Source organism: Rhodococcus sp. 114MFTsu3.1, from assembly GCF_000383555.1.
Lineage (GTDB): Bacteria > Actinomycetota > Actinomycetes > Mycobacteriales > Mycobacteriaceae > Rhodococcoides > Rhodococcoides fascians_E.
The window spans coordinates 64,682-82,935 of the sequence record NZ_KB911550.1 but is presented as its reverse complement, the minus strand read 5'-3'; the positions used below and the strand labels follow the sequence as shown (position 1 = coordinate 82,935).

Sequence of the window (18,254 nt, the reverse complement as noted above, 5' to 3'; positions counted from 1 at the left end):
ATAACGTTCACGTAACGTTCAACCGATGCCTACCTCGGACCAGACTGTTCTCGAGCAGCCGCGGACCGCCCCGGCACGGCGAATCGGGGCGCTCTCCACCCGTCTTCGGCGTGCCGATCGAGCCGATGTCGCGGCTGCGTCGGCCTTCACCGTCGTCGCTCTCTTCGTGCTGCAGGGACAGTGGCGGAACCTCGGTAGTGGCTATCTCTACAACAGTGGCCAGGACCAGGCCATGTGGGAATGGTTCTTCGCGGTAGCTGCGCATTCCGTCGCGCACCTCGAGAACCCGATGTCGAGCGATCTGCAGAACTTCCCGCTCGGGGTGAACCTGATGGCCAACACGGCCATGTTCGGGTTGTCGATCCCGCTCGCACCCGTGACGTTGCTGTTCGGCCCGACTGTCACCTGGGCCATCGCGTTGACCATCGGTCTCGCAGGCACTGCATACGCCTGGTACTGGCTGTTCTCACGCACGCTCGGGGCGTCGCGACCGTCGTCGGCGCTCGGTGGAGCACTGTGCGGCTTCGCGCCTGGCATGATCTCCCACGCCAACGGCCACCCCAACTTCGTCGTACTCTTCCTGCTGCCGGTCATCGCGGCTCTCGTCGTCCGCACCGCCCAGGACGGCCCGACGGCGAAACGAACCATCGCGCTCGGACTCGTCGTCGCGCTGCAGATCATGCTCGGCGAAGAACCCCTGCTGATCTTCGCGATCGCGTTCGGACTGTTCGCCGTCGTCTACTACGTCGGTAAGCCGCGCAGCCTGTGGCCGGCCGTGAAGAACTCGGCGACAAGCCTGCCGTTGGCGGCTGCGCTCGCGATCGCCCTCGTCGCGTTCCCTCTGTACTGGCAGTTCTTCGGCCCGCAGAGCTACTCGTTCCTCGAACACGGCGCGATGGGCAATGACGCCAAAGCCCTCACCCAGTTCCCGACGCAATCCATCGGCGGCGTCGCGACCCCCGGTCAGAACGTCCGGATCAACGCGACGGAAGAGAACGCCTACTTCGGGTGGCCCCTCCTGGTGCTCGCGGGGGTCGCCGCGGTCTGGCTGTGGCGGGTCGCCTGCGCCCGAGCGGCCGCGGCCACCGCCGTCGCTGTCGCCGTGCTGTCCCTCGGGTCCGAGCTGATCATCGGCAAGAACAACACCGAGATCGCACTGCCGTGGGAATGGCTCGCCGACACCCCACTGGTCGAGTCGATCCTGGAAACGCGCTTCGCGCTCGCCGCCGTTCCGGCACTGGCGCTTCTGCTGGTACTGGCCACCGACAAGGCCTTCAAGGCCGGACTGCGGCCGATACCGGCACTGTGGTCGATCGCTCTCGCACTCGCGCTGGTGCCACTGCTTCCGACGCCACTCGACACCGTCGAACGCGCGTCGACGCCGTCCTTCTTCGCCAGCGGTGAATGGAAGAACTACGTCGACGACGGATCCGTCGTCACCGTGCCCCTCCCCCGTCCCGAGGACGCTCGTCCCCTGCACTGGCAGATCGAAGCCGACATGGGCTTCCCGCTCGCGGGTGGATACTTCGTCGGGCCGGGCGACAACGTCGAACGCAAAGCCAAGTACGGCGCCGTGGATCGGCCGACGGCCCTGCTGCTCGGGTCCGTGCGGAACTCCGGCACCGTCCCGGACGTCACAGCACAGCAGCAGGCCGACGCTCGAGCCGATCTTCGATTCTGGGGCGCCGACGTCGTCGTCCTCCAACCCGGCCGCAACAGCACCCAGCTACGCGACACCGTCGACGAACTCCTCGGCTTCGATGCCGAGTACCACGACGGTGTGTGGATCTGGGACGTGCGGGACTTCGCCCGCTGACCTGCAGGAAAAGGGGTCGGTCGGGGCTGTGCCCTAGCATCGACAATCGTGTCCACCGCTGCAGCCACCGCACCGAAGCCCCCTGAATCATCGTCGTCGACGCGTATGTCGGCGGGAGTCGTTGCCGTCGTCTCCGGTGTCATCGCAGTCCTCGCCGCGATTCTGACGCCGCTGCTGCCGGTGACCCAGGACTCGGCGTCGATCAGCTGGCCGCAGAACGGAACGCTGAACTCGGTCGAGGCTCCGCTCGTCTCGTACTCGCCGTTGTCGCTCGATGCCACGATTCCGTGCAACACCATCGCTTCGGCAGCGCCCGGCACGCTCGTACTCTCGACCACCGCTCCCGGCGCACCGGACGCCCAAGGCGTCGGCCTCGTCGTCTCCCGCACCGATTCCGGCCTGCAGGCCGTCCTGCGCGAGAAGGTTCTGCTGTCGCTGACCGACGCCGAACTCGCGTCGTGCTCGTCGGTGACCATCAGTTCGACCGATACGTCGACGACCGCGTCGGCGACGGGCACCGACGTCGCCGGAACGATCGACGGCGACGCACGTCCCCAGACCGTGGGAATCTTCACCGAACTGCAGGGTGCCGCACCGGCGGACCTGAACGTCGACGTCCAGATCGACTCCCGCTTCTCCTCGACCCCCACCGTTCTGAAGAAACTCGCCATGGCCGCCGCGGTGATCTTCACGATCATCTCGCTCGTCGCGTTGCACCGACTCGATCTGCTCGACGGCCGCAGCAGCCGCCGGTTCTTCCCGGCACGGTGGCTCCGCATCACCGTCGTCGACGGGGTCGTCATCGCAGTACTCGCCGTGTGGCACTTCATCGGCGCCAACACCTCCGACGACGGCTACCTGCTGACCATGGCACGCGTATCCGAGCACGCCGGGTACATGGCCAACTACTACCGCTGGTTCGGCGTCCCCGAAGCACCGTTCGGGATGCCGTACTACGACATGCTCGCCGCGTTCGCGAAGATCTCCACAGCCAGCCCGTGGATGCGGTTGCCGGCGCTGATCGCCGCGCTTCTGTGCTGGGCCGTGATCAGCCGCGAGGTCATCCCGCGTCTCGGTCGCGCCGTCCGCTCCAACAAAGTCGCAATCTGGACCGCAGGCCTGGTGTTCCTCGCCTTCTGGCTGCCCTACAACAACGGCCTGCGACCCGAGCCGATCATCGCTCTCGGTGCCCTGCTGACGTGGTGCTCCATCGAACGCGCCGTCGCGACCGGCCGACTGTTGCCCGCGGCCGTCGCAGTCCTCATCGCCGCGTTCTCGCTCGCCGCAGGCCCGACGGGTCTGATCTGCGTTGCCGCGCTCCTCGCCGGCGGACGCCCACTCGTCCGCATCGTCATCGCACGCGCCCGCACCGTCGGCTACGCACCCGTCCTGGCCCCGATCCTGGCGTCGGGAGTCGTCATCGTCGCCGCCGTGTTCGCCGACCAGACCGTCTCGACAGTCCTCGAAGCCACCCGCGCCCGCGCCGCCGTCGGACCCAACGTCGCCTGGTTCAACGAGCGCGCCCGCTGGGACTCCCTCATGGAGATCACACCCGACGGCTCCCTCGCACGGCGCTTCGCCGTCTTCGCGATGATCCTGTGCGTGATCGTCACCATCGTCGTCATGCTCCGACGAGGCGGCCGCATCCCCGGCGTCGCGATCGGACCGTCCAGGCGCATCGTCGGCATCGTGATCGGCGCCCTCGCCCTGATGATGTTCACTCCCACCAAGTGGACCCACCACTTCGGTGTCTACGCAGGCCTGGCCGCATCGCTCGCTGCCGTCGCGGCCGTCGCCGTCGCGTCGGCCACCCGGGACAACGCACGCAACCGCACTCTGTTCACCGCTGCCGTGCTGTTCCTGGCCGCGCTCGCGTTCACCGGCTCCAACGGCTGGTGGTACGTCTCCAGCTACGGAATCCCCTGGTTCGACAAGCCTCCGATGATCCTCGGCAAAGGCTTCTCCACCATCTTCCTCGGACTGACCGTGCTCGCGTTGCTGTACGCAGGCTGGCAACACCTCCGCGCGCCGTACCGAACCAGCACCCGCTCCGCGCGCTTCGGAGTCTCCGCGCTGACGGTGATGGCCGCATTCGTCGTACTGTTCGAGCTCGCGTCCTTCGCCAAAGGCATCGTCGCCCAGTACCCCGCGTACTCGGTGGCCCGCTCCAACCTGAACGCGCTCGCCGGTAACTCCTGCTCCCTCGCGAACGACGTTCTCGTCGAACAAGATCCGAACAGCTCGATGCTGACGCCGATCGATTCCACCGTCCAGAACTCACTGGCCGGACCGAACACCGTCGGCTTCACCCCCGACGGAATCCCCGACGATCTCACCGCCGACGAAGAAGACGTCTCCCAGGAGAGCACCCGCGGATTCAGCGACGACCCCGACAGCGGCACCGACTCCGACACTCAGGGACCCACCTCCGCAGGTTCCTCCGGCACCCAAGGCGGCACCACCGAAGCCACCGGCATCAACGGAAGCTCCGTCGCACTGCCGTTCGGACTCGACCCGTCGCGCACGCCCGTCCTCGGTAGCTACGGCGCCGACACCGCGGAACCCGCAACCCTCGAAACCGAATGGTTCGCCCTACCGTCGGATGCGGACCGATCGGGTCGATCCGCGGGCTCCACTCCTGGCAACGACTTCATCGCTATCAGCGCCGCCGGGCGCATCCGATCCGTCGACTCCGACGGCATCGTGGCCTCCGGCCAGCCGCTCGAGGTGGAGTACGCCGCGGGCGATCAGGTCCTCGGCCGCGTCACCCCGATCGACATCGGGCCCCAGCCGTCGTGGCGCAACCTGCGCGTGCCCCTGTCGGACATCCCACGTGAAGCCGACCGCATCCGCCTCGTCGCAACCGACGGCGACATCTCACCGGATCAATGGCTCGCCGTGACGCCGCCGCGGATCCCCCGCACGACCCCACTCGTCGACGTCATCGGACCCGACGTGCCCGTCATGCTGGACTGGACCGTCGCACTGGGCTTCCCGTGCCAGCGCCCGTTCGACCACAAGGACGGCGTCGCGGAACTGCCGGAGTACCGCATCCTGCCGGACCGCAGCGGTGCCGCCGCACACAGTCCGGTGATGGACGCCTTCGGCGGTGGGCCGCTCGGCTGGCAACAACTCGTGCTGTCCGCCCAGGTTGTCCCGACCTATCTGAACAATGATCTCGATCGCGACTGGGGCTCGCTCGAGAGATTCATCCCACTGGACACGTCGGCGACGCCGGCAGAATTGACGGTCGGAACCGTCACCCGCAGCGGGTGGGAGACCGAAGGTCCGATAAGGGTCGGATGAAACCGGCATACAGCCGGTTTCATCGCGATGCGGGTGCGGTGAACCGATCACGTTCGAATAACATCGACAACCGTGCCCGACGCCGTGAATGATTCTCCCGCCGTGCCCGACGCCCCCCAGCCGAAGGGTTCGGTGTCGAAGGGCACCGGGACCGATCTGCGATCCACGGTGCGTACGACGCGTCTGGTCGCGATCGTCACGGGTCTTCTCGGTGCCGTCCTGGCTCTCCTGACGCCGTTCCTGCCCGTCGTGCAGACGACGTCGACCATCTCGTGGCCGGAATCGGGCTCGATCCAGGACATCGACGCCCCGCTCGTCTCGCAGGCGCCGATCTCCCTGACCGCGACCATCCCGTGTTCCGCGGTGGCCGCACTACCCCCGCAGGGCGGGCTGCTGCTCGCCACTGCGCCGCCTCAGGGCGAGGGTGCCGCGCTCAACAGCCTGTTCGTGCGAGTGAACGAGGGTTCGGTCGACGTACTGGACCGCAACGTCGTCGTCGCGTCGGCACCGCGCGAGGACGTACAGGGCGCAGCCTGCAGCTCCATCGAGATCACCTCGAACATCGACTACACCTCGGCATCGTTCACCGGCCTCGTCGACGACGAAGGCCTCGAACGCACCGGACGTCTCGACGGTGACCTGCGGCCCCAGGTCGTCGGCGTCTTCACCGACCTCGACGGCGCCGCACCCGCCGGACTGAACGTCACCATCGACGTCGACTCGCGCTTCTCCTCCAGCCCGACGATCCTGAAGCTGCTGGCGATGATTCTCGCGGTGGTCTGCACGATCATCGCCGTCACCGCCCTCGGTCGCCTCGACGGCATCGACGGACGCGGTCACCGACGGTTCTTCCCGTCGCATTGGTGGAAGTTCACCGGAGTCGACGTCACCGTCGTCGGAGTCCTCGTCGGCTGGCACTTCGTCGGCGCCAACACCTCGGACGACGGCTACCTGCTGACCATGGCTCGGGCCGCGGACCAGTCGGGCTACATGGCCAACTACTTCCGTTGGTTCGGAGTCCCCGAGGCCCCGTTCGGGTGGTACTACGACGTCCTCGCCGTCTTCGCGAAGATCTCCACCGCCAGCCCCTGGATGCGCCTGCCAGCCCTGATCGCCGGCGTTCTCTGCTGGATGGTCATCAGCCGCGAGGTCGTCCCGCGTCTCGGCCGTGCAGTACGCAAGTCCAACGTGGCGCTGTGGACCGGCGGACTCGTGTTCCTCGCGTTCTGGCTGCCCTACAACAACGGCCTCCGCCCCGAGCCCATCGTCGCGCTCGGCGCCCTCCTGACGTGGTGCTCCATCGAACGGGCCATCGCCACCGGCCGACTGCTTCCTGCTGCGACGGCGTTCCTGATCGGCGCGTTCACCCTCGCCTCGGCGCCGACGGGCCTGATGTGTGTCGCTGCCCTGTTGGCCGGAGCGCGGCCCATGGCGCGCATCGTCGTTCGACGCCACCGCCTGGTCGGCACCCTGCCGCTTCTCGCACCGCTCGCTGCCGCCGGCTTCCTGGTCCTCGTCGTCGTCTTCGCCGATCAGACCTACGCGACGGTCATGGAGTCGACGCGTGTGCGCACGGCAATCGGCCCCAACGAGCAGTGGTACCAGGACTTCCTGCGCTACTACTATCTGTTCGTCCAAACGGTCGACGGTTCCGTCGCTCGCCGCTTCGCATTCCTCGTGATGCTGCTGTGCCTGTTCTCGACGCTGTTCATCCTGCTGCGACGCAGGCGAGTTCCCGGAATCTCCAACGGACCGGCCTGGCGTCTCATCGGCGTCGTGTTCGGAACGATCTTCTTCATGATGTTCAACCCGACCAAGTGGACCCACCACTTCGGGTCGTACGCAGGCATCGCGGGCAGCCTCGCCGCGCTGACCGCCGTCGCGATCTCCGCCAGCGCGTTGAGGTCTCGCCGAAACCGAACGATATTCCTCGCCGGCCTGATGTTCGTGCTGGCACTGGCGTTCTCGGGAATCAACGGGTACTGGTACGTGTCGAGCTACGGCGTGCCGTGGTTCGACAAGACCGTCTCGCTCGGCGGAAACGAATCCAACACCCTGTTCCTCGTGCTTTTCGCCGCCGCACTCGCGTTGGCGGGATGGCAGTACCTCCGTGAGGGTTACGCACCGCCACAACCCCGTGCCGGTAGCGAACGAGGCAGGCGCATCAAGAAATTCGCCGCCGCACCGCTGACGGTGATCGCCGGGCTCATGGTGCTGTTCGAAGTCCTCTCCCTCGTCAAGGGAGCAGTGTCCCAGTACCCCGCCTACTCGCTCGCACGCTCGAACGTCCAGGCCCTCACCGGCAACTCGTGCGGCCTCGCGAACGACGTACTGGTGGAATCGAACCCCAACGCCGGCATCCTGAACCCCATCCCGTCGGCCTTCGACCCACAGACCGGCCCACTCGGAGGCGAAACCCCGTCGGGCTTCACCCCCAACGGAATTCCCACCGACCTCAGCGCCGACGCCGTCGAGGTGAAACCCGGACAGGGCAACACCGACCAGCAGAGCGTCGGACCCGCATTCGAAGAAGGCCAGAGCTCGGGCACCGGCGGCGGCATCGGCGCCCTCGGCGTCAACGGCTCCACCGCAGCCCTGCCCTTCGGACTGGACCCGGCCACCACCCCCGTCCTCGGCTCCTACCAGCCAGGCATCCAGGAACCGGCGTCGGCGACCTCGAGCTGGTACTCACTGCCCGAGCGCTCCGACAGCGCACCGCTGATCGTCGTGTCCGCCGCAGGCCGCATCCTGTCCTACGACGACACGGGCGCCATGACATACGGCCAGTCGCTCCTCGTCGAGTACGGCACGCGTCAGCCCAACGGAACCGTCGACGTCAAGGGCACCTACCTGCCCCGCGACATCGGACCCGCACCGTCGTGGCGCAACCTCCGCATCCCCATCGCGGACCTGCCCGCCGACGCCGACGCCGTGCGCATCGTCGCCAACGACCCCAACCTCACCGGCGACCAGTGGTTCGCATTCACGCCACCGCGAGTACCTCAGCTGGAGAAGCTGAACGACCTCATCGGTAGCGAACAGCCCGTACTGCTCGACTGGGCCGTAGGACTGCAGTTCCCCTGCCAGCGCCCGTTCGACCACGAATACGGCGTCGCCGAAGTACCCGGATACCGCATCCTCCCGGACCGCCCACTGGCCGTCAGCTCCACCGACACCTGGCAGTCCGGCGACAACGGCGGCCCCCTCGGCTGGAGCGAACTCCTCGCCCGTCCCGTCACCGTCCCGACGTACCTCGACCGCGACTGGGCTCGCGACTGGGGCTCGCTCGAACGGTACGAGCAGTACTACCCCGGCGCCGTACCGGCAACACTCGACACCAACGAAGTCACCAGGTCCGGCTTCTGGACGCCAGGGAACTTGAGGGTGTTCGATCGGTAGAGCTCGTTGCCCTTCACCGGGTCATACCGCAGTAGTACTCGTGATTGATCCTCTGGACGGATGATTCCATCCTCGATCCGCGGCAGGGTCGAGGCATGGACATCGTCAGAACTCACAGCCTCGTCAAGCGATACGACAACCACACCGTCGTCGACGACGTGAACCTCGCCATTCCCGAGGGCTGCGTCTACGGTTTCCTCGGTCCCAACGGATCGGGCAAGTCGACGACGATGAAACTGCTGCTGTCTCTGATCCGGCCGACTTCCGGTGAAGTGGAAGTGTTCGGTCGACCGATGAACTCTGACACCCGACGCGAATTGCTCACCGAGATAGGTTCGTTGATCGAATCACCACCCGGCTACGGTCACCTCACGGGCGCAGAGAACATGAAGATCGTGCAACGACACCTGGGCTCGACCCACGACCAGATCACTCGCGCCGTCGCCACCGTTCGACTGCAGGACCAACTGAACAAGAAGGTGAAGAACTACTCACTCGGAATGAAGCAGAGACTCGGAATCGCCATGGCACTGGCCCGCGAACCCCGACTTCTCGTGCTCGACGAGCCCACCAACGGACTGGATCCCGCGGGAATCGAGGAAATTCGAGCCCTGCTGAAGCATCTCGCCGAGCACGGAGTGACCGTCATGGTGTCGTCGCACCTCCTCGGCGAGATCGACAAGACGGCGAACGTACTTGGAATTCTCAGCGAGGGGCGACTGATCTTCCAAGGCAGCCGCGACCAACTTCTTGCCGCCTCCACTCCCGACGTCGTCATCGACATCCTCGGTTCAGACAACCCCAATTCCACTGCTGAACAACAGCTTCGGGATCGAGAGACGCTGCGTATCCCATCCGTCGACGACCTTCACACCGCCCACGTCGTCGGCGAACTCGTCGCATCCGGAGCCGGGGTCTACGGAGTCCGGCGAGACGAGCAGTCACTCGACGACGTCTTCATGAACCTCACGAGCGGCGGAAGACTATGAACGTACTACGCAACGAGTTCGCCAAACTGCGGCATCTGCACCTCGTGGCCCTTGCTGCGTCGATGACCGCCGGCATCGTCGCGCTGACCGTCGTCGGAACGATGACAGGGGATGTTGCACAGCACGCCTCGGCACTGTCCCTCGCCGGACTGTCCCTCGCGTTTCCTCTCGTCTCGCCGCTCATGATCGCCGTAGTCGCAAGCCGAACCATCGACATCGAACATCACGGCAACGGATGGCTTCTCAGTCGCGCCACCGGAGTGACCCTCGGTGAACTCCTACGTGCCAAGGTGGTATCCGCTGGACTCGTCGTCACCACAGCGACAGTCGTGGCCGTCTCCCTCGGGGCGCTACTCGGCGGAACGAAGCCGCTGTGGACATGGCTCGGTTACGCAGGCGCGATGGTCGTCGTCAATCTCGCGGTCCTGACGCTGCACCTGACGGTTTCGACACTCGCGGTCAACCAGCTGATCTCGCTGGGAATCGGCGTCCTGGGCACCGTCGTCGCGATCTGCGCATCCGGATTTCCCTCGTGGCTGGCACATCTCACACCGTGGGGATACTACGCACTCGCGTCCGCCGCGGACTACCGAGGCGACCACGTCATGACACTGTCCCCGTCCTACACCAGTGTGGCCGGGCTCGCCGTCGTCGGCGTCGCACTGTTTCTGTTCGTCACGGCTCGGCTCGATCGACAGGAGTTTCTGGCATGAACACCGTTGCCGCCGAACTGATCAAACTCAAACGATCCCAGAGCCTGACCGTCGTGATCCTGCTGCCCATCCTGATAGTCGGAGTCGGAACATTCAATACAGTTCTGTCCGGAGAACAACTGCAGAACGGTTGGCACACACTCTGGTTGCGAACGGTGGTGTTCCACGGCCTCTTCCCGCTCGCACTGGGAGTCGCCCTCCTGGCATCGCTGATCTGGAAACCCGAGCACGACAGAGGGAACTGGAATTTCCTGATGAGCGGCCGGGTCCCCTCGCTACGAATCGTCGTCGCCAAGACCTCGGTCGTGGCACTCCTCACCGCTGCCATGCAGGTGTCGATGGTCGCGACAGTCCTCGTCGTCGGCAAACTGGTGTTCGGACTGGACGGACCACTGCCCGCGCCGTTGTGGATCGCCGCCGGGTTGACCATCTTCGCGGCGGTTCCACTGGCCGCAGTGCAGTCCGCACTGTCGATGCTCGTCGGATCCTTCGCCGTACCGATTGCCCTTGCGCTCGTCGGCGCAGGCGTCTCGGCATTCCTGCTCACCGCCGACGTCGGTGCCGCCATCGTCGTACTGCCGCATGCGTTGGTCTCGCGCGCAACACAACTCGCCACCGGCACCTTCGGAGACGGTGGCTCGCTCACCGCGGCATCCACCCTGTCCGTCGTCGGCGCGACCATATTTCTCTCTGCGGTGGCAATTGTCGGCTCGAGCAGAATCCTCGACCGTCGGGATGGTCGTTCCTGATCACGTGACGGGCCCAGGCACGCGATCAGGCGTCGCGAAATTCCTGGGTGAGCGCGCCACCTTCCCAGTCCCATCGGCCGTCGGCCGCGCCCGCCATCAGCAGTTGCTTGATGGCACCATGGTCGACCGACGACGGAAGATTCAAAGCAAGCAAGTTGAACTGTTCGGCGCCTTCGCCTTCGGCACCCAGTTGCCCGAACACGTCCATCACCGACTGAAGGGTCTCCCCGCCGTCCCGCAACGGGATGATTCTGACCGTACAGTTGTCCGACGGTTCGACGGTGTCCTGGACGACGAGTTCGCCGTCCGCGTTCTCCTCGACACGGACGATGTCGCCTTCGGCAGCGCCCCGAACGAAGAACGGCGTGTTGTTGAGCTCGACGAGATCGTCACCACGGGGTATCGCCCACATACGCTCGGAACCCACAGGTGGCCAGTTGTCCTCGGTCCTGGGCAGCTCGAAGACCACCTTCACCAATGCCGTCGTTTCACGCCCCGCAGTCATTCGGACAGCATGCCAGACCACCTCGAACTCTCCACCGACACATCAGGCACCGGAAACGTGGACCGAGGGAGCGACGGCGGTCCTTGCTCAGCATGCGGCAGGGGGCAGCCATCCAGCAACAGTCAGATCGGGAACAGGTGGTGCTTCCGTGGGTTCTTGAAGACTTCCTTGTCCTTCAGCAATTTCAGCGCCTTGCGGAGCTCGAGGCGGGTGCTCGAGGGCTCGATGACGGCGTCGATGTAGCCACGCTCCGCGGCGACCCAGGGAGTGGCCACGTGCTCGTTGTAGAAGTTGATGAGCTGCTGACGCACGGCGGGAGCGTTCTCTCCCGCGGCGGCCATCTGCTTGCGGCCGATGATGTTGACGGCACCTTCGGCACCCATGACGGCGATACGCGCTGTGGGCCAAGCGAAGTTGATGTCGGCACCGAGCTGCTTGCAACCCATGACGGCGTAACCGCCGCCGTAGGCCTTGCGGACGACGACGGTGACCTTGGGTACCGATGCTTCGATGTAGGAGAACAGGAATCGGCCACCGCGTTTGATGACGCCGACCTTCTCCTGGTCGACGCCGGGGAGGAAGCCGGGTGTGTCGACGAGGAAGACCAGCGGAATGTTGTAGGCGTCGCAGATGCGCACGAAACGTGCTGCCTTGTCGGCACTGTCGGCGTCGAGTGCACCGGAGAGGTACATCGGCTGGTTGGCGACGACACCGACGGACCGGCCGTCGACACGGGTCAGACCGGTGATGACGTTGGGTGCGATCTCCGACGACATCTCCAGGAATTCACCGTCGTCGAACAGCCGAAGGATGATGTCGTGCATGTCGTAACCGGCGTTGTCGGCGTCGGGCATGATCTTGTCGAGCGACAGGTCGGAGTCCGTCACCTCGGGTTCGAGACCCGGGTTGACGACGGGTGGGTCTTCCTGGCAGCTCGACGGCATGTAGCTGAGATAGTTGCGAACCCAGTCGAACGCGGCCTTCTCGTCGGGCGCGACGTGGTGCACGTTGCCGTACTGCGCCTGCTTGCGTGCACTTCCGAGGTCGTCGAGGCTGACGTCCTCGCCGGTCACGGACTTGATGATGTCCGGTCCGGTGACGAACATGTACGCCTCTTCGGTGGCGACCACGACGTCGGTGTTGATGGGCGCGTAGACGGCACCGCCTGCGCACTTGCCGAGGATGACCGAGATCTGCGGGCACATTCCGGACAGCGGCTCGTGGCGACGCCCCAGTTCGGCGTACCAGGCCAGGGACGTCACGGCGTCCTGCACGCGAGCGCCACCGGAGTCGTTGATGCCGATGACCGGGCATCCGACCCTGATGGCGAAGTCCATCACGCCGGCGACCTTGCGGCCGAACATCTCGCCGACAGTTCCGCCGAACACCGTCTGGTCGTGCGAGAAGACGGCGACGGGGCGACCGTCGACTGTTCCGTGACCGGTGACGACACCGTCGCTGTAGAGAGCCGACGGGTCGTTGGGCGCTTTCACCAAGGCGCCGATCTCGACGAAGCTGCCGGGATCGAGCAGCATGTCGATGCGTTGCCGGGCACTGGGGATGCCCTTCTTCGCGCGCTTGGCGATACCGATCTCACCTGCCGGTTCCTTGGCAAGTTCGAGGTTGGCCCGCAGGTCGGCCAACTTTTCGGCGGTAGTACCAGTCAAGATTTAGTCTCCGGTTCTCAGCGACTCGATCTCATCGAGCTTCTTCGTCATGTGTGCCGCAATTCGTCCAATGTACGGCTCATCGACGACGGCGAGATGGTCGCCTCCGATTTGCACGATCTCGAGATCCTTCACGACCGGTCCCCAGCCGCCGTGATCCTCACGAGTGGCGTAGGCAGGCTCGAGCGCGATGGCGTCGTCGTGGTACTTGTCCGCCATGTACAGCGTCACCGGGCCGCCGTACGGCTTGAGCTCCGCTGTTTCGATCGCGCGGTTGTCCAGCCACGACGTGCGTTGGTGCTCGATGATTCCGCCCGGGATCTTGGCGCCGCTGAGCTTGACCAGATCGGTGATGATCCGGATCTGGCCTTCGTCGTCGGCTTCGACGAGCTTGTCGTACGGAATCGGGTAGTCGACGTCGTACGTCTTCTTCGCGAACTTCGCGTACCGCTCCCACCGACGACGAACCTCGTCCTTGGTGTCGGGAATCTTCGCACCCGGCATGACGGTGTCGAGGAGTCCGACGTACGCGACCTCGATGCCCTCTTCCTCCATCTGACGGGCGACCTCGTAGGCCAGGATGCCGCCGAGGGACCATCCGACGAAAACGTACGGGCCCTCCGGCTGGATCGCCTTGATCAGCGGAACGTACTCCGCCGCACGGACTGAAATCGGCCCCTCGACGCGCTCCAACCCGTACATCGGAGTACCCGCAGGGAGCTTGCGCAGCAGTGGTTCGTACGCGACCGTCGAGCTGCCGGCCGAGTGGAACGCGAACACCGGTGTCGCGGTGGATCCTTCCGGACGTGGACGCAGATTGCGGACGAGACCGTCGATCTCTCCGCCCTCGAGGTGCGGACGCACCTTGTCCGCGAGCTGCTCGATCGTCTCCGAATCCAGCACGTCGTCGAAGGTGATCTCGCCGCCGGCCCGCTCGGTGAGGCGCGCCGCCAACTTCTCCGCGGTCTCGTCGTCGAGAATCGGGAGCGTGTTGAAGATGCCCTTGGCGGATTCCTTCGTCACCACGGCCCACGTCGCGAACGTCATGCGCTCGGCGTTGTCACGTGGCGGAACATCGGATCCCGCTGCTTCCGCGAAAGCTTCCTTGCCACCGAGATCGGTCTGCGCGGACGGCGCCGGCTGGTACTCCGCACTCGGCGTCGCAACCTCGTCCGACGCGACGGCGGTGTCGACTGCGGCGTCCCGTGCCCCCGCTCCGGCCTCGGCAGCCTTCTCGGCTTCCTTTTCCGCTTCCTTCTCGGCCGCCTGCTTGTCTGCGAGAGCCTGAACTTCCTCACGGTTCTCGATCGCGTACCGCAGGTACTTCTCCACCTCGAGGAGGTTTGCGTCCCGGACGGCCTGCAATTGAACAGTGGGGATGTCGAACTCGTACTCCACGCGGTTCTTGATACGGACGGCGCTCAGGGAATCGAGACCGAGCTCGATGAGCGGGATCTCGGGAGGCAGGTCCTCGGGTGCGTACCCCATGGACTCGGCGACGATGATGGCCAGGCGGTCTTCGAGCTTCTGGTTGCCGTTGGGATCCCAACGATCACCGAAGTCCTCGACAACCTCCGGCAACTCCTCCACTCCGGGCCGGCCACGGTCCACGACACCCGTGGATGGCTCGGCGACAACAGGTTCCGGCAGCCCTTCGCCCGACGTCACGACGGCGTCGTGCAGCAACGTGAACGACGAGCCCGCGTGCGCGTGCACCTGGACGGACGCTCCCCCGAGGTGCGGGGTCAGCGTGGTCACCAAGGTTCCTGCGGTCGGGATGGCGGCGTGCGACACCGATGCACCGAGCGCAACGCCCGAGAAGACCTGCGCTGCCGCGGCTTCGACCAGAGTTCCCAGAGACTCGACGCTCGGCGCCTCGACCTCCCAGACGTGCCTGCCGTCCGGGAGGGCGACGTGCGATCCCGGAATACGGCCGCTACCACTGGAATTGACGCGAGTGTTCAGCCAGAACTCCTTGCGGAGGTAGGCCGTACGCGGGATGGGAGCGTAGCCACCTTCGGCGAAGAGAGTCGGCAGATCCAGGGCGTGGCCGTGGACGTACAGCTGCGCCAGGGCAGCGAGGAACGTCTCGGACTCGTCTTCCTTGCGCTTCAAGGTGGGAATCAGCGTCGAGTCCGCAACACCGGCAGCCCATGCCGTCGCCGCCACGGACATCAGCGCGACAGGATTGGGAGCCAGTTCGACGAACGTCGTGTGGCCGTCTCCGACAGCAACATTGACGGCCTGGGTGAAGTTCACCGGGTGCCGCATGCCCTTGACCCAGTAGTCGACGCCGTGGATGGCCTCGTGTCCGACGCGGTAGTGCGCCTCGAGATCGACGGACGAGTAGACCCCGGCCGTCAGCGTGCTGGGCTCGATGCCTGCAAGTTCGGCGGCGAGTTCGCCGAGCAGCGGATCGACGGCGGACGTGTGGCCCGCGCCCTTGACGTCGAGAAGGCGAGCCATCTTTCCGGCTGCTTCGGCGACGGTGACAAGTTCTTCCACCTGCGCACGAGGCCCACCGACGGTGGTGTGCGTCGGCGCGGCGTACACGCAGGGCTCCACGTCCGGGAACTGATCGGTCAGGGCAGTGACCTCGTCGGCGGTGTACTCCACCAATGCCATTGCGCCCTGCGACGCGGCTCCCAGACCGTCCTGGCCCTCGGCGAGCAGTCGCGAGCGGGCGTAGATGATCCGCACGGCGTCTTCCAGGTTGAGCCCGCCTGCGACGTATGCGGCGGCGACCTCACCCATCGAGTGCCCGATGACGGCGGCGGGCTCGGCGCCGTGCGCACGAAGCGTTGCAGCCAAAGCGATCTGGATGACGAAGATACCGACCTGCGAGTTCTCGAACTCGTACGTCTGCGAATCGTCGAGGATGATCTCCTTGATGGAGTAGCCGGCCTCGTCGATCAGCAGTTCGTCGACCTCGTCGAGTGCCGCCGCGAAGATCGGGTTGGTGCGGTACAGCGTCGATGCCATCTTGCGATGCTGCGAGCCGAAGCCGGAGAACACCCACACAGCACCGTTGGAGGCCGGCGAATCAGCGGAAAAAACACCCTGCCCGGGCTTACCGGCCGCGATGGCACGAAGCCCCGTGATCGCTTCCGCTCGGGTCTTCGCGAGAACCACTGCACGCGAACGCCCGTGGTTACGCTTGGCCAACGCACGGCCGACGTCCGCAAGAGGCGTCGTGCTGCCTTCTTCGGTCTCGAGCCAGTCGGCGAGATCCGATGCGGCGCGCTTACGGCGCGATGGCAGAGCAGCGGACACCGCGAGGACGACCGTCTCGTCGACCGAAACGGACTGCTCCAGAATTTCTTCGGCCTCGGCGACGGGATCGGTGGTCTCGATCTCCGAGACCGGCGAAACACCCTCTACCAAGACAGCTTCCGGATCAACCGCTTCCGGATCGAAACCCTCCGAAACTTCGTCGGCGACATACTCCTTCACCACGACGTGGGCGTTGGTGCCGCCGAAGCCGAAGCCGGAGATACCCGCGACGGCCTTGCCGGTGTAGCGCGGCCATTCGGAACCCTCAGGAATGACCTTCAGGTGTGCCTTGTCGAAGTCGATGTACGGGTTCGGTCCCGCGTAGTTGAGCGAGGCAGGCAGACGGTTCTGCTGCATGGCCAGCACGACCTTGATCAAACCTGCTGCACCGGCGGCAGATTCGAGGTGACCGAAGTTGGTCTTGGCCGATCCGAGCAGTGCCGGCTTGTCTGCGTCGCGGCCACGTCCGACGACACGTCCGAGAGCGTCGGCCTCGATGGGGTCACCGAGGATGGTTCCCGTGCCGTGCGCCTCGATGTAGTCGACGCCGGACGGTGCGATACCTGCATCGCGATAGGCGAAGCGCAGCGCGTCGGCCTGAGCATCCGGGCTCGGTGCGAGCAGCCCGTTGGAGCGTCCGTCCTGATTGACGGCCGAGCCTGCGACCACTGCGAGAATGTTGTCGCCGTCGCGCTTGGCGTCCTCGAGCCGCTTGAGTACGACGAGGCCACCACCCTCGGAGCGAATCATGCCGTTGGCGTCGGAGGAGAACGCCTTGATCTTGCCGTCGGGCGCGAGCACACCGGTCTGACCGAAGCCGACGGTGATGGGCGGTGCGAGCAACATGTTGACGCCACCGGCGACGGCGAGGTCCGACTCACCGGTACGCAGGCTGCGCACGGCCTGGTGGACGGCGACGAGCGAGGACGAGCACGCGGTGTCGACTGCGATGGACGGGCCACGGAAGTCGTAGAAGTACGAGACGCGGTTGGCGACGATGGCCGTCGACGTTCCGGTCAGGGCGTACGGGTGCGCCTTCGGGTCGCTGACGGCGAGGAGCTGATAGTCGTTGGACGAGCTGCCGATGAAGACACCGACCTGCGAGCCCTTGACCGAGCTGGCGGGGATGCGCGCGTGCTCGAGCGCCTCCCAGGTGAGCTCCAGAGCCAGCCGCTGCTGCGGGTCGACGTTGACGACTTCGTTGGGCGACATCGCGAAGAACTCGGCGTCGAACGTCTTGACGTCGTCCAGGTAGCCGCCCTTGGTGACGGTGGCGTCGACGGCTGCCTTGATGGCCGGGTCGGAGGTGAACTCCTCCCAGCGGCCGTCGGGCAGATCGGTGATGCCGTCGCGGCCCTCGCTGAGCAGGGCCCACATCTCCTCGGGGGTGGTGCCTGCTCCGGGGAAACGGGTGGAGACGCCGACGATGGCGATGTCGTGCGAGTCTCCGGCGACGATGCCGCGGGTGTAGAAGGAGTCGTCGACATCGCCCGCGGGTACCTCGGGTTCGCCCTCGATGATGATCTTCGCGAGCGACGCGATCGTCGGGTGCTGGTAGACCACCGTCGCGGTCAGCGTGACTCCGACGAGCTCCTCGATCTCACCGCTCAGTGCGACCGCGTCACGCGAGGACAGGCCGAACTCTTCCATCGGCCGGTCGTCGGAGATCTGGTCCGGTGACTGGTTGGTTGCCTCGGCGACCCAGTTCCGTAGCCACTCGCGAAGCTGAGCGACAGTCAAGTCGCCGTCGCCCTCCGCACGCTGGATCTTGTCGGTTTCTTGTTCAGCCATCACTCACCAAGTTACGTGTAGAAGGAAACGGGACCCGATCCGAAGA

Annotated in this window: 9 protein-coding genes; 6 read left to right on the top strand and 3 right to left on the bottom strand. The window is 65.6% G+C overall.

Annotated elements, in window-relative coordinates:
* Positions 1-25: 25 nt before the first annotated feature.
* The 6 genes from H292_RS0113985 (at position 26) to H292_RS0113960 (ending at position 10,972) form a co-directional block, all read left to right on the top strand.
* Positions 26-1,816 (top strand): hypothetical protein, encoded by a 1,791-nt coding sequence (locus H292_RS0113985; RefSeq protein WP_020111810.1) that lies wholly within the window; start codon positions 26-28, stop codon positions 1,814-1,816.
* A 105-nt stretch (positions 1,817-1,921) separates the two neighbouring features.
* Positions 1,922-5,122: an arabinosyltransferase domain-containing protein gene (locus tag H292_RS0113980; RefSeq protein WP_051127761.1), complete on the top strand. Its 3,201-nt coding sequence runs from the start codon at positions 1,922-1,924 to the stop codon at positions 5,120-5,122.
* A 72-nt stretch (positions 5,123-5,194) separates the two neighbouring features.
* Positions 5,195-8,521, top strand: coding sequence for an arabinosyltransferase domain-containing protein (locus H292_RS0113975; RefSeq protein WP_020111808.1), 3,327 nt, complete (start codon positions 5,195-5,197; stop codon positions 8,519-8,521).
* A 95-nt stretch (positions 8,522-8,616) separates the two neighbouring features.
* Positions 8,617-9,510 (top strand): ABC transporter ATP-binding protein, encoded by an 894-nt coding sequence (locus H292_RS0113970; RefSeq protein WP_020111807.1) that lies wholly within the window; start codon positions 8,617-8,619, stop codon positions 9,508-9,510.
* A complete protein-coding gene (locus H292_RS0113965; RefSeq protein ID WP_020111806.1) occupies positions 9,507-10,223 on the top strand; it encodes an ABC transporter permease in 717 nt (238 codons plus the stop codon). The genes H292_RS0113970 and H292_RS0113965 overlap by 4 nt, the downstream gene beginning before the upstream one ends.
* Positions 10,220-10,972 (top strand): ABC transporter permease, encoded by a 753-nt coding sequence (locus H292_RS0113960; protein WP_020111805.1) that lies wholly within the window; start codon positions 10,220-10,222, stop codon positions 10,970-10,972. Before H292_RS0113965 ends, H292_RS0113960 begins: the two co-directional genes overlap by 4 nt.
* A gap of 25 nt (positions 10,973-10,997) precedes the next feature.
* On the opposite strand, the gene H292_RS0113955 is transcribed toward H292_RS0113960, so the two are convergent.
* The 3 genes from H292_RS0113955 to pks13 all read right to left on the bottom strand — a co-directional run bounded on the left by H292_RS0113955 (position 10,998) and on the right by pks13 (position 18,208).
* Positions 10,998-11,477, bottom strand: a complete 480-nt coding sequence (locus H292_RS0113955) for a DUF4265 domain-containing protein (protein ID WP_020111804.1) — start codon at positions 11,475-11,477, stop codon at positions 10,998-11,000.
* 122 nt (positions 11,478-11,599) lie between these two features.
* The gene (locus H292_RS0113950) at positions 11,600-13,144 is read right to left on the bottom strand and encodes an acyl-CoA carboxylase subunit beta (protein WP_027498815.1); all 1,545 of its coding nucleotides are present in this window, start codon (positions 13,142-13,144) and stop codon (positions 11,600-11,602) included.
* 3 nt (positions 13,145-13,147) lie between these two features.
* On the bottom strand, positions 13,148-18,208 hold the full coding sequence (gene pks13, locus H292_RS0113945; RefSeq protein ID WP_020111802.1) for a polyketide synthase Pks13: 5,061 nt from the start codon (positions 18,206-18,208) through the stop codon (positions 13,148-13,150).
* Positions 18,209-18,254: the final 46 nt, after the last annotated feature.

Bases quoted from the DNA above. Each gene is read 5' to 3' on its own strand.
- H292_RS0113955 (WP_020111804.1), bottom strand. From the start codon at position 11,477: ATGACTGCGGGGCGTGAAACGACGGCATTGGTGAAGGTGGTCTTCGAG.
- H292_RS0113970 (WP_020111807.1), top strand. From the start codon at position 8,617: ATGGACATCGTCAGAACTCACAGCCTCGTCAAGCGATACGACAACCAC.
- pks13 (WP_020111802.1), bottom strand. From the start codon at position 18,208: ATGGCTGAACAAGAAACCGACAAGATCCAGCGTGCGGAGGGCGACGGC.
- H292_RS0113980 (WP_051127761.1), top strand. From the start codon at position 1,922: ATGTCGGCGGGAGTCGTTGCCGTCGTCTCCGGTGTCATCGCAGTCCTC.
- H292_RS0113960 (WP_020111805.1), top strand. From the start codon at position 10,220: ATGAACACCGTTGCCGCCGAACTGATCAAACTCAAACGATCCCAGAGC.
- H292_RS0113985 (WP_020111810.1), top strand. From the start codon at position 26: ATGCCTACCTCGGACCAGACTGTTCTCGAGCAGCCGCGGACCGCCCCG.
- H292_RS0113965 (WP_020111806.1), top strand. From the start codon at position 9,507: ATGAACGTACTACGCAACGAGTTCGCCAAACTGCGGCATCTGCACCTC.